At 63.5% G+C, this 15,118-nt stretch carries 15 protein-coding genes and 2 pseudogenes; 6 read left to right on the forward strand and 11 right to left on the reverse strand.

Translation table 11 applies throughout. The features are described 5' to 3' along the window. Positions 1–68 precede the first annotated feature (68 nt). The 5 genes and pseudogenes from B7R21_RS16860 to B7R21_RS16880 all read right to left on the reverse strand — a co-directional run. A pseudogene (locus B7R21_RS16860) lies at positions 69–413 on the reverse strand (MFS transporter); the annotation flags it as partial. 141 nt (positions 414–554) lie between these two features. Then, positions 555–1,766, reverse strand: coding sequence for an ABC transporter permease (locus B7R21_RS16865; protein ID WP_116284420.1), 1,212 nt, complete (start codon positions 1,764–1,766; stop codon positions 555–557). Next, entirely contained in the window at positions 1,763–2,452 is a 690-nt protein-coding gene (locus B7R21_RS16870; RefSeq protein ID WP_116284421.1) for an ABC transporter ATP-binding protein, read from the reverse strand. Before B7R21_RS16870 ends, B7R21_RS16865 begins: the two co-directional genes overlap by 4 nt. Next, positions 2,449–3,588, reverse strand: coding sequence for a peptidoglycan-binding protein (locus B7R21_RS16875; RefSeq protein ID WP_116284422.1), 1,140 nt, complete (start codon positions 3,586–3,588; stop codon positions 2,449–2,451). The genes B7R21_RS16870 and B7R21_RS16875 overlap by 4 nt, the downstream gene beginning before the upstream one ends. Further along, entirely contained in the window at positions 3,588–4,058 is a 471-nt protein-coding gene (locus B7R21_RS16880) for a hypothetical protein (protein ID WP_116284423.1), read from the reverse strand. Before B7R21_RS16880 ends, B7R21_RS16875 begins: the two co-directional genes overlap by 1 nt. A gap of 155 nt (positions 4,059–4,213) precedes the next feature. Here B7R21_RS16880 and B7R21_RS16885 point away from each other — a divergent pair, with 155 nt between their 5' ends. Together B7R21_RS16885 and B7R21_RS16890 are read left to right on the forward strand one after the other, a co-directional pair. After that, entirely contained in the window at positions 4,214–4,873 is a 660-nt protein-coding gene (locus tag B7R21_RS16885) for a response regulator transcription factor (protein WP_116284424.1), read from the forward strand. A gap of 4 nt (positions 4,874–4,877) precedes the next feature. Continuing rightward, positions 4,878–6,032 carry a sensor histidine kinase gene (locus tag B7R21_RS16890; RefSeq protein ID WP_116284425.1) on the forward strand — a complete coding sequence of 385 codons (1,155 nt, stop codon included), beginning with the start codon at positions 4,878–4,880 and terminating at the stop codon, positions 6,030–6,032. A 154-nt stretch (positions 6,033–6,186) separates the two neighbouring features. On the opposite strand, the gene B7R21_RS16895 is transcribed toward B7R21_RS16890, so the two are convergent. From B7R21_RS16895 to B7R21_RS16915, 5 genes are all read right to left on the reverse strand, one after another. Continuing rightward, positions 6,187–7,428: a serine hydrolase domain-containing protein gene (locus tag B7R21_RS16895; protein ID WP_116284426.1), complete on the reverse strand. Its 1,242-nt coding sequence runs from the start codon at positions 7,426–7,428 to the stop codon at positions 6,187–6,189. Next, on the reverse strand, positions 7,425–7,679 hold the full coding sequence (locus B7R21_RS20495) for a hypothetical protein (RefSeq protein ID WP_216364282.1): 255 nt from the start codon (positions 7,677–7,679) through the stop codon (positions 7,425–7,427). The genes B7R21_RS16895 and B7R21_RS20495 overlap by 4 nt, the downstream gene beginning before the upstream one ends. Then, entirely contained in the window at positions 7,666–8,826 is a 1,161-nt protein-coding gene (locus tag B7R21_RS16905) for an SGNH/GDSL hydrolase family protein (protein WP_367379414.1), read from the reverse strand. Before B7R21_RS16905 ends, B7R21_RS20495 begins: the two co-directional genes overlap by 14 nt. 62 nt (positions 8,827–8,888) lie before the next feature. Next, positions 8,889–9,770, reverse strand: coding sequence for a class A beta-lactamase (gene bla / locus B7R21_RS16910; RefSeq protein ID WP_253259873.1), 882 nt, complete (start codon positions 9,768–9,770; stop codon positions 8,889–8,891). 122 nt (positions 9,771–9,892) lie between these two features. Continuing rightward, the gene (locus B7R21_RS16915; protein ID WP_116284428.1) at positions 9,893–10,807 is read right to left on the reverse strand and encodes a LysR substrate-binding domain-containing protein; all 915 of its coding nucleotides are present in this window, start codon (positions 10,805–10,807) and stop codon (positions 9,893–9,895) included. A gap of 88 nt (positions 10,808–10,895) precedes the next feature. Between B7R21_RS16915 and B7R21_RS16920 the strand changes: the two genes are divergently transcribed. From B7R21_RS16920 to B7R21_RS16935, 4 genes are all read left to right on the forward strand, one after another. Next, positions 10,896–12,275 (forward strand): aspartate aminotransferase family protein, encoded by a 1,380-nt coding sequence (locus tag B7R21_RS16920; RefSeq protein ID WP_253259874.1) that lies wholly within the window; start codon positions 10,896–10,898, stop codon positions 12,273–12,275. Beyond that, on the forward strand, positions 12,242–12,970 hold the full coding sequence (locus tag B7R21_RS16925; protein ID WP_116284430.1) for a MerR family transcriptional regulator: 729 nt from the start codon (positions 12,242–12,244) through the stop codon (positions 12,968–12,970). The genes B7R21_RS16920 and B7R21_RS16925 overlap by 34 nt, the downstream gene beginning before the upstream one ends. A gap of 104 nt (positions 12,971–13,074) precedes the next feature. Further along, positions 13,075–13,698 (forward strand): stage II sporulation protein M, encoded by a 624-nt coding sequence (locus B7R21_RS16930; protein WP_116284431.1) that lies wholly within the window; start codon positions 13,075–13,077, stop codon positions 13,696–13,698. Between the two features lie 133 nt (positions 13,699–13,831). Beyond that, positions 13,832–14,611, forward strand: a complete 780-nt coding sequence (locus B7R21_RS16935) for a MerR family transcriptional regulator (protein ID WP_116284432.1) — start codon at positions 13,832–13,834, stop codon at positions 14,609–14,611. A gap of 46 nt (positions 14,612–14,657) precedes the next feature. Here the strand turns inward: B7R21_RS16935 and B7R21_RS20500 are convergent. Further along, positions 14,658–15,118: pseudogene (locus tag B7R21_RS20500) on the reverse strand (hypothetical protein); the annotation flags it as partial.

A 15,118-nucleotide genomic window follows, 5' to 3' on the forward strand; every position in this document is an offset into this window, starting at 1 on the left:
AGCATAGCCAGCGCATCGCCCTGAGAGCGATGCCTTGGGCGGGTGCTAGCAGTTCATAACACGGCACTTCAGCTCGCCGCACCCGTCGGCATAGGCGGCGCAGGCGTTTCGCGAGCGGTGCCTCCTGGTGCATCCCCGAAGGAAACCAGGATACCGAGGGCAATGAACCGCCACAGCTCGAGACCCCAGATGCTGTCGACGGGCGGAAGGGCTGCAATCGAGGCGGCGGAGATCAGGTCAGCGACCACGGACAGCGTCCTGCGGTTCCACCGATCGATGACGACGCCCGCTACGAGACCGATGACGACGGCGGGCACGGCGGTCGCAGCAGAGATAGCACCCATGCTGAGCGGGCTCCCCGTGATCTGAAGCACGATCATCGGCAGAGCGACCACGGCGATCCCATTGCCGAGGACGGAAAGAAAGTGTTAGCCGAGATAGGCGATGGCCGTGATGTTCATTCCTACACTGCACACTGTGACGTCACGTCGGAGTCAAGCCTCCGTCCTCATCACCGACCTGAGCGGACCCTTGCGGAATCTACATTTGGAGGGTCACGAGTTGAGCGCGGCTGTGGGTGGGGTGCGTGCGGCGCGAATGGCGGGGAGGAACCCGGCGAGGCCGCCGATGACTAATGCGGCGCCCACGCCAACGACGATCGCGAGGAACGGAAGGGTAAAGGGCCACCCGTTGATCGCGGCGAGGGTGGCGGTCGCGATCATGCCCAGGATGCTGCCGAACACCCCGCCGAGCGCGGAGAGGAGAACGGCTTCGGTGAGGAACTGGACCAGAATATGGGGGCGGGTAGCACCTAGGGCGCGGCGGAGCCCGATTTCCTTCCGGCGTTCGAGGACGGAGACGATCATGGTGTTCGCGACACCGATCCCACCGACCAGTAGCGCGATCGACCCGAGTCCGAGGAATAGGCCGGTGAAAGCTTGGTTGGCGGCGTTTTTCGCGGCTAACGCGTCGGAGGGTCGCGACACGTCGATGTCGTTCGGGCTTTGCGGGGAGATCGTGGGCGCGAGGAGGGAGCGCACTCTGTCGACCGCTTCGTCCGAGGACCGCTCATACACGGTTGTGGGGTTGCCCTCGTAGCCAAATTTCTGATTGGCGATGTCTGAGCCGATGAAGGCGGCAGTGTCGAGTTCGGGGGCGAGGGCGATGGAGTCGAGGATAGCGATGACGGTAAAGTACTGCCCGCCCAACCAGATTTGAGTGCCGGGTTCGACTACTCCGAGGCGTTCGGCAGCGGTATTACCGAGAACGACCGCTGGGTATTGGGAGGTGGCGTGGTTGAGCCAGGTCCCGGTCCGGATGGCGCCGTAGACAACATCGAGGAGGTTCTCATCCGCGACCATCGTGGCGATCCCCCCAGTCGCCGCCGGGTCAGAGAGGATGCTGCGATACACCGACACCTGAAGAGCTGCGGTGCTGCTAGCGGATTCGACCTCGGGGACGAGGCGTACCTTGTCGACGGCGTCGGGCGGGAGGACAGTTTGTTCTCCCGTGAGGCTTGTACCAGCGGTGGAGGTGAGGAGGTTGGTGCCGAGTTCCGCGAGTTGATCGTTCAGTCGGGCTTGGCTAGAGGCGGAGACTCCGACGACGGCGATCATCGCGGCCATACCGATCGCGATGCCCAGCGCGGAAAGCAACGCCCGGGTGGGGCGTGCACGAAGCCCCGCGGTACCGAGAGCGATGACGTCGCGCCCGCGCAGCCTCGAACGCGGCCGGACTGCACGGGTGACCGTAGGGAGTGTGGTCATGCGGTGGCCGCCTTAGAAGAGTCGCCAACGACCTTGCCGTCGCGGATCGCGATACGCCGCGGGAGCCTAGCGGCGAGTTCATTGTCATGAGTGATGACGACCACAGTGGTTCCTCGTCGATTGAGTTCGGACAGCAGTTCGACAACTGTCGCGCCCGAGACGCTGTCGAGGTTGCCAGTGGGTTCATCGGCCAGTAGCAGCGGCGGGTCGCCGACCACGGCGCGGGCGATGGCGACGCGTTGGCGTTCGCCGCCCGAGAGCTGGTTGGGGCGGTGCCCCGTCCGCCCGCCAAGCCCCACTCGTTCCAGAGCGATCTTCGCGAGGCGCCGCCGCTCGGAGCGGGCCGTACCGGAGTACAGGAGTCCATCGGCGACGTTCTCCAAGGCGGTGACTCCGTCGGCGAGGTGGAAGTGTTGGAACACGAAACCGATCTCGTAGGCGCGGAGGGCGGAGCGGTCACGGTCGTTCATGGCCGCGACGTCGGAGCCGCCGATGAAAGCGCGGCCCGCGGTGGGCCGGTCGAGAGTGCCGATCAAGTTCATCAGAGTTGACTTCCCCGACCCGGACGGTCCGACAATCGCCACGAACTCGCCCTGCTGAATGCTGAAGGTCACGCCGGCGCAAGCGAGGACAGGGGGTTCGCCGTAGGAACGTTCAACGTCCTCGAGGAACACGATCGGGTTCATCGACGCGGCACCACGACGAGGGTTCCGGCTTCGATTCCGTCACCGAAGACCTCGACCCGCCCGCCAGCGAACAGCCCCAACGTCACAGGCACCTGCGTGGTGGTTCCATCCGGATACTCGACCTCGACCCCGAACTCGTCCTCGGTGAGGGCCAGGATCGCACCGACAGGGACGGAAAGAACGTTCTCGCGGCGTTCACTGGGCACATCGACCGATACCGCAGCCTCTTGAAACGCTGCAGTGGCAGTGGCGTCGGTGAGGGCGACAACGGCGGGAATCATTGTCTGTTTCTGACCGGTTGCACCGTCCACCTCGGTAGGGGTTCCGACGGATTCGATCACTCCGGTGGTGGTCGCTCCCCCGGGCAAGTGCACGTTCACGGCGGCGCCGATCACGGCGAGTTGCTGTTCGGCGAGCGGGATATTTGTTTCAATGATCTGGGTGGTGCTGGAGGCGTCGAACAGTCCCGTGCCGGCCCCGACGAGATCTCCGACCTTCACAGTGACGGTCCCGATGCGGAGATCGCTGGAGGAGAAGACAAAGGAGCCGAGCGGCAGGGTGCCGGTGTCATCGAGACCGTTGGCGTCCTGCCACGCTTTGACCGCCTCAACCGTCGCCCAGGTGAACCGCTCGTCGGGTTCGTCTGAGAAGTGCCCGAGATCGCGAAGGCTTTCCTCGAGCTGCTTTACGTCCGGGCCGTTGTCCATGCCGCTTTCGAACGAACGCCAGGCGGGTAGGCCGCCGCGGAGCAGGAAGATCGGAATGTTGTTGACGGAATACAGTCGCCCACCGAGGGAGATGACCGCCCCTTCCGCAGGCAGCGCGGTGATTGTTCCCCCGGTCGCTGATTGGATCGATCGGCGGTCGGCGTAGCGCAGCGTCCCAGTGACGGTGGTACTGCCCGCTAGATCCCCCTGCTGCACCGCCTCAGTCGCGGATGGTGTCTTGTCTGCGGCTCCCACAGCGGCATTGTTTCCCGCGCCGGTGAGAATCCACAGCCCTCCCACGGCTACCGCGGCCACCAAGAGGGTGAAGATGGCGACACCGATGCCGCGCCGCCCTCGTCGTCTCGGCGACTGCTGGTGCCGTTCGGCCGTATCCGTCTCGGTGGAGTCGGGCTCGTCCGTGGTCGACATCAGTTGCCGCCCGTTTGAGCTTCGTCGGCGCACTTCTGAAGGATGTCGCGGGCGCTGTCCATCGGCAGGGAGATTGCCTCACCGGGCTTTGGATCCGGCACCTCGATGCCGTTCTCCCGCAGGCATGCTGCCAGCAGCAAATCCGACTGGAACTGCTCATCGGTCGTCGTGGTGCCCGAGCCGCCCGGGCCGGGGCCGAGCTCTGTGATGCACGCTTGGACTGCGGCGCCGAAAGCGGGGTCGTTGTTGGCGGCAACCGACGAATCGGTGTCGTCCGGGTCGGGCATGTCAACGCCCTGGCCGCGCATGCAGTCCGCGAAGGCGAGCTCGTAGTCCTCAACCGAGCTCGAAGCCGATGGAGAGCTTTTCTGGGTCTGGGCGGTTGGGTTGGAGCAGCCGACCAACGCGACCAGCAGCAGCGGCACGGCTACGATCGCGGCGGACAGGGCGGAGGTGCGGCGTGTAGTCATTGGGATGTCTCCAGGAATGGTGTGCCGCAGCGGTTCCGCGGACACACACAGCCCACCAAACCGGCGGTTACCACACCGTTCAAGAAATCCCTTACCTTTCCGTAACATGGTTTGTGGTTCCCTAGGTCGAACACATTTCGTTAGGAGGCCGTGTCGTGCGAGTTCTGATCGTCGAAGACGAACCATTTCTCGCGGACGCCATCGGTAAGGGTCTGCGCCGGGAAACAATTGCTGCCGACATCGTCCACGATGGCGCGGCCGCGCTCCAAGCAGTGGATGAGAACGGCTACGACGTGGTTATCCTTGACCGCGACATTCCGGTGGTGCACGGGGACGATGTCGCCGCCCGCCTCGCGCGGGATCATCCGGACGTGCGGATCATGATGCTCACCGCCGCCCGCGCCTTAAATGAACGTGTCACCGGCTTCGAACTCGGTGCCGATGATTACCTCACGAAACCGTTCGAGTTTCCCGAGCTCATCGCACGCCTGCGCGCCCTAGAGCGGCGAACCCAACCCGCACGGCCCCCGGTGCTTGAGGCCTATGGTCTGCGGTTGGATGCGTTCCGCCGAGAGGTGTACCGGGAAGGGCGACTCATCCGACTCAGCCCGAAAGAATTCGCCGTGCTGCACACGCTGATGAACGCCGATGGCGGTGTGCTCAGCGCCGAGACCCTCTTAGAGCGGGCCTGGGATGCCAACATAGATCCCTTCACCAACACCATCCGCGTCACCATCGCCAACCTCCGCAAACGCCTCGGTGAACCCCGCATCGTACAAACCGTCCCGGGCGCCGGCTACCGCTTCGGCCGGTGACTCGATGAACACCGAATTCAAGGCCCCGCGGGGGCGGCGCTTCACCCTCCGGTTGCGACTCACGATGACGTTCGCCAGTCTGGTGATCGGGTGCGGTGTGATCCTGATTGCAATCGTTTACCTGTACATGCGTTTCGTGCCCACCTACGAATTCCAAGCGGCGATACCTCTCGGCGGCAGCCCTACACCTGGTCGCAGCACGCCGGCCGGCACGACCGCGTTGTCGTCCGTGTCCAGCATCGATGGCATCCTCACTAATGTTCTCGTCGCGTCGTTCATTGCCCTGGCGGTGATGGCTGCTGTCGGCGCCGCGCTCGGCTGGTATTTCGCCGGTCGCACCCTTGCACCCCTCGCTGACATCAACGACGCCGCGAAACGTGCTGCATCAGGCACCCTCGACCACCGTATCGTGGCCGTCGGGCCGGCAGATGAGATCACCCGGCTCTCCGACACGTTCAACACAATGCTGGGCTCCCTCGAGCGGTCGTTCGCGGCGCACCGCCGGTTCGCTGCAAACGCCTCCCACGAACTACGCACACCTCTGGCCACCACGAAGACGATGATCGACGTCGCCCTTGCCGATCCCGAGGCCGATACCGACGAGCTGCGCGTGCTCGCTGAACGAGTCCGCGTGATGAACAACGCCAACATCGACACCGTCGATGCGCTGCTGGATCTCGCCGCAGCTGACGAGGTCGCCCTCGTCCGCGGACGGATTATTCCCGCCGAAACCATTCGGGCAGTCGCGCGTCGCCTCGCCCCCGACGCCGAAACCGCACAGATCACGCTGAGCGTGCGGGGCGAATCAGCGCCCCTGAATGCCAACCCAGTGCTGATCGACCGTGCGATTGACAACCTGATCCGCAACGCGATCCGCTACAACCACCCCGGCGGCTACGCAACCGTGCTCGTCAGCAGCGATGACCATGGAACCCATGTCACTGTCAGCAACACGGGAGCCTTCGTCAACCCCGAAACAGTGCACCAGCTCGCCGAACCCTTTGTGAGAGGCTCAGGCCGGAGCCGTGTCACCGGGGGAGGCCACGGACTCGGCCTCCCGCTCGTCACCGTTATCGCCCAAGCCCACGGCGGTACCCTCACGCTGACCGCCAACCCAGACGGAGGCCTCACCGCCCTACTCCACCTCCCAATGATGTGACCTGACGCCCTCGGGGTGTGACAAACGCACCTTCGGGATTCTGTCGATGACTTCCTGGTCGCCGACTACGGTCGCAGCGAATCTCACCGCGGGTACCTCCTGCGGCTTTCCCTGCAGAATGCTCTGCTCAGATGCCCCGGAGAGCAATCAGGGGTCACGGTGTCGGGACGTCCGAGTTGCAGAGTGCCTGGTCGAGCGTGTCGATGACGATCATGTACCGCTCGAGCAGCTCGGCCTCCGGTCCGTCGAAGATGGCCCATGGCAATGCAGTGACAGTAACGGTGAACGCCGTGCCATCCGCTGCGACCGCGTTTCGTGTTTGGAATCCGGGGATATCTCCCGAGTGGCCCCACGCGGTTCCGCAGGTCAGTTCGACGCTCTCGATTCCCAGCCCGTACTCAGAACCCGGCAAAAGCTCTTCCCCCGTTGGTATCCCCGTCAACATCTGCTTCATCGTCGGCTCGTCGAGCAACGTGCCATCGAGGACCGCACGCATGAAATCGTTGAGTTCGCTCGGCGTCGACACCATCGCGCCCGCCGCCCAGGTCCACGACGGATCAGACGAGGATATATCGCGAAGGTCACCCGACTTGTCGACGTGGTATCCCTTCGGATGATCCCCCCGAATAGTGCGCTCCCCCTCGCGGGGCAAGTAGGTGTGATCCAGCCCCAGGGGTTCGACGATCCGAGCCTCGATCTGTTCGAACAACGGTCGAGTGGTGATCGCTTCGATGAGCAGACCAAGCACGATGTAACCGGTGTTGCTGTACTCGTGGCGTTCGCCCGCAGGAAAGCTCGCTGGCCGTTGAAGAGCGACATCGAGCATGCTTCGTGGTGATCGGTAGGTGTCCCGGACCGCGAAGGCATCGGCCGCGATGAGATCGGCGTACTCCGGCAGCCCACTGGTGTGCTGAAGCAACTGCCTGATGGTGATGGCGGACGCATCCACCCCGTCCCCCCGCACGACGCCCGGAAGGTACTGCTCGATGCCCGTGTCGAGTTCCACAAGCCCTTCCTCGACGAGTTGAAGAACGACCACGGCCGTGAACGTCTTCGACGCGCTGCCGATGCGCACCTCACCGTCTTCGGGAACCGGGGAGTCGTTTTCGAGATCGGCTGCGCCAGCGCGAACCTCATGATGGGTTCCGTCCGGATCTGTGCGGGTGGCTAGCGCTGCGGGGTACCCGCCGTCGACCAGCCCGTCGACGATTCTCTGGAGGTCATCGGCGGGCGGAGTCACGTTCGCTCGCCAGGCGACACCGGCAACGGCCGCGGAGGCTATGAGAGTGATGGAGAGGCCGAGTGCTAGCGCACGACGCGGTCGGTGGCGAGGGGAGGACGGATCAGACGCGCTCGCCGCAGCCGTGCCGTAAGGCGAGGCGGTGTCGTTCGTCATACAGGTCTCCTCGTGTTGTTCGTGCGAGAGCGGCTGAAGGGCTTCAGTCCCTCGATGTGAGAGCCGATGTCACGGCAATCGCGCCGCTGGCGGAGATTGCTGAGGAGCACCACCCCACCGAGGGGATACATGAGCGCGCCCTCGCCCAGAATGTTGCCCGACCTATCGTCGGGAAGCAGGAGAAGCAGGTCTTCGACTATCAGCGACGTGTTCTCCTGCACGGGCTGTCCGTTCTGATCATCGGTATTCATAGGGCCTCGCCGTCCACCCAGCGACCACCGAGCGAGTGAATCGTTCGCCGATCAAGTGGTGCGTTCTGGTGTCGGGATGAAGTGCGTCTGGAAGCGGAAACTCGTCGGCGTCACCGGGCCCGTAGAGATCCAAACCGTCGAGGTATGCCATGTTCGGTTCGCAGCGCCCCGCGATCGCGGCCGCCATCGCCTCGCGAATCACCGCGAGCGTTAGTCTTCCGAAACGCGTGTCGTCGACATCCCCCGACGCGAGGAATCGCACTTGGTCAGTGCCGAGCGTGGCGACATCTACAGATCCCGGCCCAGGTGTGTTCTCGTGGATTCCACAGAAGATCGGCGAGATCACCACGATGGGGGTGTACGGATGTCCGTCCCGGATCGTGTCAAGGAAGCCGTGGAGCGCGGGGACGAAAGCGCGCAGCCGCATCGAGTCGAGGTTCACAATGTTGATGCCGATCTTCAGGCTGATGAAGTCGGCGGGAGCGTCACGAATTACTCGCGCGATAAACGGATCGAGAAGCGCACTCCCTCCGAACCCGAGGTTGCGAAGCCGCAACCCTCCGGCGCGAGCCGCAATGGCTGGCCAGATCCCGGTAGGGCCAGCGGCGTTCGAGCCCTGGCTGATCGAGCTCCCGTAGTGCACCCAGACACGCGCGTCCGGCTTCTCTGAGGGGCTGACGGGAGCGTTCACCGATATCGAGATCAGTTCCAGAGACTCGTTGTGCGGCAGCCAGATCTCGATCTCTTTGTCTCCGCTAGGGAGTCCGCGAAACGCCGAGATGTGAGGAACGCCCGGATGGAACGTCGACGTTCCATCGCGGAGATCTAGCTCGAATGCGTCGCCCTGTGTCAATTCGTCCGTGGCTACCATCGAGCCGTCGACCACCAGGTCGATTCGACCCCGCGGTCGCTCGGCGCCTGCGTAGGTCGCTCGCATCGGATGCGAGACGAGTTCGACGTCGGTCGCGCTCGTTCGAAAGGCGATGGTCACCCCAGATGGTTGGGCTTCCATTGCGGTGAGCTGAGGGTCGGGAAACCGACGAAGGACATCCCGCGGAAGTCGGTGCGGTCGGAAGCCCCTCTCGGTAACTTCGAGTTCGGCCGCACCGGTGAGGAGCGTCTCGGTGATCGGGATGGTGAACATCATGGCATGGCTCTTTTCATGTCCGCCGACGGTGTCGGCACGGTGTGTGGCGATCTCATTGGGGCCTACTCGACCCGGTTCAGCGTGTCGATGGCTGTCGATGCCGCTTCTGCGATGAGCCGATCGTCGGACTCGGCGTCCTCGTCGTCGCGGCTCGACATGACTGCGATGACGATCGGCGCCCCCTCCGTCGGCCACACGATGGCGATATCGTTGCGGGTACCGTAGCCTCCCGACCCCGACTTGTCGCCGACGGTCCAGTCCGTGGGCAGGTCGGCGCGAACCAGGTCGTCGCCCGTCTGGGTCGCGGTCATCCACGACTCGAGTTGGGTCGCTTCGGCCTCGGGTAGCGCGTCGCCCAGCACGTATGCCTCCAAGCTCGTGGCGAGCGCCTGCGGCGTGCTCGTGTCACGGTCGTCGCCGGGGACGGCCTCGTTGAGTTCGGGCTCGATCCGCGACACGACTGTCGTGTCGTCGCCGATTTCGGTCAAGGCCGAGCCGAGAGCATCCGGGCCGCCTAGTTCTTCAAATAGATAGTTCGCAGCCGTGTTGTCGCTCACGGTCAAGGCAGCTTCCGCGATTTCTCCCAGCGTCATGTTGCCGCCGACCCGCGTTTCGGTAACGGGTGAGTAGGTCACGATATCCGCGGCGTCGATGGAGATGGCCTTCGCCAGCCCACTGACCCCTACCTGATCGAGGAGAGCAGCAGCAGCGAGAGCTTTGATCGTCGAGGCGTAGGCGAATCGTTCGTCATCCCGCCAGCCGACTTCGGAGCCCGTTGCCGTGTCGATGGCGTAAACGCCGACTCGCGCCTGGTAACGCTGCTCCAGCTCTTCGAAGTCCTCCGTCGTGTCGCGAGAGGTGCTCGCGGATGTGGAGGCTGAGGTCGCGGCCTGGCCGACCGACACCGGGGTCGAGGCGCACCCGGTGAGAACTGCCGCCGACACGATCAACGCAGCGAAAAGTGGTCGGGTCGGGAGAAAGGAAAGAACAGGCATGGGTCCATGACAGACCATGCCCCAGGGGCAGAGTCAAACCGACCTCCCGAGGGGTCGGCCTGCAAGACAAGCTATCGCTCGACCGTCACGACTTTGGTGTGGGCGACCTCTCGAAGTGCCTCGATGACAGCGATGATCGCCTGTCGATTGAGGTTAGGTCGCCGCACGACGGCGACGATACGACGATCGTCAAGGCCGACGGTGGGCCGTCGGACGAGGCCAGGGCGGCGGATCGCCGCTAACGCGGGAAGCACCGCGACGGATAGCCCGGCGGCAACGTGCGCCAGGAGCACGGCGTAGCTCGAGAAGCGCCCTGCAACAATCGGTTCGAATCCCTCGAGGCGGCACTGTCGGGGCACGAGTTCGCCGAGATAGGTTCCCGGCAAGTCGAGCGCCCACCGATCGTCTGCGAGTTCCGACACCGGAATCACGTCGAGGGCGGCCGCTCGGTGCGCCTCGGGCACCACCACGAGTAGCCGGTCGGTCGTGAGCGGAATGACGCTGACCGCCGGCGTGAGTAGCGTGCCGTCGTGCTCGTCGACGGTGAGGATGACATCGCAGAGTCCCTGGTGGAGTGCTGTCGTACTCTCCCGAGGTTCAATCTCTCGGAGCTCGATGTCGAGACGCGGATGTGTGCGCTGAAGGCTGCGGACGGTGTCGATCAAAATCGGCTCGACCGAACTCGGGAACCCTCCCACCCGGACGAGACCAGCGATGCCACTCGACGCATCGCGGATCTCGGCCTCGATGGAATCGAGATGATCGCGCAGATCGCGGGCTTTGTCGACCAGCATTCGTCCGGTGGGAGTCAGTCGTAACGACCGTCCGGCGCGCTCGAACAGCTGAGTTCCGATCTCTTTCTCGAGCACCGAGAACTGCTGCGAAACGGTGGAGGGACTCAGCATCAGTTCAGCTGCAACGCCTCGCACCGTGCCGACTCGCTCGAACACGTCGAGCAGTCGAAGGCGCCAAGGGTTGAGAGTCATAGGCCCAGCTTATTGTTCGGGTCAGCCGCACAGAAGGGTAGAGAGGGACCTATCGACGCGCATGTTTCGGGCTGGTTATCGTGAGGTGGTGACCTACCTCCTGTCCTCTCCGACTGCATCACCCACGACCAAAGCATCGGCCGCATTCTGGGCGGATGCCGACGCTCACGTGCTCCGATACGGCAGTCCCTTCGTTCCGGAGATCATCGCTCGCGCGGCGGGCAGCTTCGTCTACACCGAGAGCGGCCGCAAGATCCTCGACTTCACGTCCGGTCAGATGAGCGCGATTCTCGGTCATTCCCACCCCGAGATCGTCGCAACAGTCCAGCGTCAGGTGGGACAGCTTGATCACCTCTACAGCGGGATGCTGTCGCGCCCCGTCGTCGAGCTCTCGCGCCGACTTGCCGATTCGCTGCCCTCACCGCTGACGAAGACCCTGCTCCTGTCGACCGGCGCCGAGGCGAACGAGGCCGCCATCCGCCTGGCGAAACTCGTAACCGGCGGGCACGAGATCGTATCGTTCGCCAGGTCATGGCACGGTATGACCCAAGGCGCCGTCGGGGCGACCTACAGTGCCGGTCGCCGCGGCTACGGACCCGCGGCCCCAGGCAATATCGCCATTCCGGTGCCGGCCACATACCGACCCGACATCGTCGACGAGGATGGCGTTCTCGATTGGCGTCGGCAACTCGATCTCGCCTTCTCCCTCGTAGACGCCCAATCGACCGGAGCGTTAGCTGCCTGCATCGTCGAGCCGATCCTGAGTTCCGGAGGCGTGATCGAGCCACCCCTCGGCTACCTCGCGGCCCTCAAGCGCAAGTGCGAAGAGAGAGGTATGTTGCTCATTCTCGATGAGGCTCAGACCGGCCTCTGCCGCACTGGAACCTGGTACGCCTTCGAACGTGATGGGGTGGTTCCCGACATCCTGACCCTGTCGAAGACTCTGGGGGCCGGCCTGCCGCTCGCCGCCGTGATCACCTCCAGCGAGATCGAGCAGGTCGCATTCGAGCGTGGCTTCCTGTTCTTCACAACCCATGTGTCCGACCCACTCGTCGCGGCCGTCGGATGCACGGTGCTCGACGTGCTCGAACGTGACGGGCTCGACGAGCGCGCCACGACGCTGGGCGCACAACTCGGCGCTGGGCTTCTCGACATTCAGAGCCGCAATCCGGTCGTGGGGGATGTGCGGGGCCGCGGACTCCTGCAGGGCATCGAACTGTTGTCGAACCAGAGTGAATTGATCGAGTCGAACACCGACGCCCTCGGCTCAACGATCACCCGGCGCTGTTTCGAACTGGGGTTGCACATGAACATCGTTCAGTTGCCCGGTATCGGCGGGACATTCCGCATCGCCCCTCCCCTCACCAGTACCGATGCCGAGATCCAGCTCGGCCTCGAAATGCTCGATCAAGCCATCGGGGAGGTGGTCGAATCATGGCGTGGAGCACCAGTCAGATCGCCGAATTAGCAGGAACAACGGTCAAAGCTGTTCGTCACTATCACGAGATCGGTCTGCTTGACCTTCCGGAACGCACGTCCAATGGATACAAGCAATACTCGGTCGGACATCTCGTTCGACTGCTGCGAATAACTCGACTGACCGATCTCGAGGTGCCGCTGGCTCAGATTGCCGTAATGGAAAGCTCGGATTCACAACCGGAAGAAGCACTTCGTGTGCTCGATGCGCAACTCGCCGAGACCATTGAGCGCCTGCAACGGATCAGCGCGGAACTCAAGATGATCCTTCGTAATCAGTCATCGATGGACATGCCCTCTGGGTTCAGCCCGATCTCCGTCGATATCTCTGAGGCGGATCGCGCACTGATCATGATCTATTCGCGGGTGTTCGGACCAGCCGAGATGGACGATGTGCGCTCGATGATCATCGATCTGAGGAAAGACCCCGCTCATACCCAATTCGACAACCTCGCCGAAGACGCTGGCGAAGAAACCCGGCAATCGCTGGCCGAGCACTACGCTCCACTGCTCTCTACTATCACCAGCCGATACCCCTGGATGAGCGATCCGGGAAGTCGAGCTCCGCGAGGCGCAAGGTACGCCGAGAGCACTCTGGGCGAGGCAATTCACGACCTGTACAACGCCGCCCAGCTGGATGTGCTGCGGCGGGTGAGCATGTTGCGAGCGCCGGAGGCTGACGGGTGACCATCGGGGTGTAATCCGCGTGCTTGACCCTGCCCCCAGGGCATGCCGTTGAGTGATGGATGTCGCGAATACGCGATGACTCACTCACTCACGGAGCAGCATCCATGCGATTTCTTCGCACCCCCCTTCAGATCATCCGCGCCGACATCCGCCCCTACCTGGCCATCAACGTAATCGCCTACGGGGCATTCGTCGTCGGATTCATCGCTGCAGTGATCTTTCCCGAACTCGGAGCAGATCGAGGAGCGACATTGGAGAACAACGGAACGGGTGATCTCGTGCGGTCGCTCTTTCTCAACCCAGCGCTCTTCGCCGTCGTAATCTTCGGGGTCAACGTGGTTGCCACCGCGGCACCGTGGATCGTACTACCGTCGCTCATCGTTCCCTTTGCGGGGATTGCCGCGTTCGCCTATCACGCTTTCACCCTCGGTTCGGGCCTCGCCCCGACCACCGACATCGCGACGGTCGGACTGATCCCTCATTCCCTCACTGTCATCATTGAATTCCAGGCCTACGCCCTTGTCATGTTCGGCGCTTATCTCCTCGGACGATCGTGGATCCGGCCCGCAAGCGTCGGCGCGCGCACCCACCGGATCGGCTACCTGCGCGGGTTGAAGAAGCTCGGATGGCTGAGCCTGCCAGCGCTCGCGCTGTTCGTCATCGGTGCGATCTATGAGGCGCTGTCACTTCGCTTTCTGGTTCAGCCGCTCGTCGAGCTCATTCTCTAGCCCCTGACTCTCGGGACGAAGACCCGGTTACTCGTGATGTTCTTCGCGAGGGACCCCACTTGACAGTGCCCCGAGGGCAGGGAGTTGAATCATCCGTACCGGGCAATCGCCGGACGATCGACAGGGGCAGACCGTGCCATGGAGCACCAGTCAGCTCGCAGAACTCGCGGGCACAACCATCAAAGCCGTCAGGCATTACCACGAGATAGGCCTTCTCGACGAGCCTGAGCGCAAGACCAACGGCTACAAGCAGTATCAGGTTGCACACTTCTTACGCTTGCTTCAGATCACCAGGCTCTCGGCTCTCGGCGTTCCGCTCGCGCAGATCACCTCCCTCGGTCACGCCGATACAGACCCTGATGAAGCGATTCGCGTGCTCGACACAGAACTCGATGTTACCGTCACTCGACTTCAGCGGATTCGCGGCGAGCTCGCGTTGATCTTGCGGCACCGCGCCCCGCCCGAGATGCCCCCGGGATTCAGTGAGGTCGCGGGGGGCCTCTCCGAGGCCGCTCGCTCCATGGTCATGATCTATTCTCGCGTCTTGGATGAATCGACGATGGATGACCTACGAAAGATGATCATTCACGAGCCCTTGTCTGACGCGGACAAGGCATTTCAGGCGCTGGCGCCGGACGTCGACCGGGGATCCCGTCGCCGCCTGGGCGAGCTCCTTGCGCCCGAAATACGGAGGCAACTCGAGCAGTATCCGTCATTGCGAAGGCCCGGATCACAGTTGTCCCGCGGGACCTCATCCGCGGAGAGCGCCGTGCAGGCCGCGATTCGGGAGCTCTACAATCCTGCACAACTCGAAGTGGTGTATCGCGCACACCTCATCAGTACTGGGGCGATCGACGACCTCGACGCGCTAGAGACCGCGCTCGATTCGCTGGAGGCCGAGTCCGCCGACTAAACCATGTCGGTGCGCCCTGGGGCCGTGGGCATCCACGCCCCCGACATCATCCCGCCCCTCCATCGTGAAGCCAGTTGAATCGCCAGCGAAGCGCCCGCTCCGTGCTGGCCGAGATGGTGAACGCTGATACCGCGTTGTTGCCCCGCGTCGGGAGTCGGATTGGCGACGTGAAGGTGCCGATGCTCTCAGCTATCGGGGGCATCTGGGACAAAGTAGACATGAGCTGCGGGATCAGAATGACAAGCCCGATCACGAGAATCACCATCGCGATAGCCCCGATCCGACGACTGGCTGTGGGGTGAGCTCGATCGAAATGCGCCCGACGGCCTTCGGCGGACGCCCCGTCCGGAACGAGTTGCTGTTCGCGCCCTCCGGTGACAGCGCTCACTGAAATTCCCCAGTTCTGCTCACTGAAATTCCCCACCCCGGGTCGCTTCCGCGCATAGAAGCGGGCCTCCCTCGATGCTGATGGTCTTCGACCACACACCAGCTCGAGAAAGGCCCTGT

It is taken from the genome of Subtercola boreus, assembly GCF_003399625.1.
GTDB lineage: Bacteria > Actinomycetota > Actinomycetes > Actinomycetales > Microbacteriaceae > Subtercola > Subtercola boreus_C.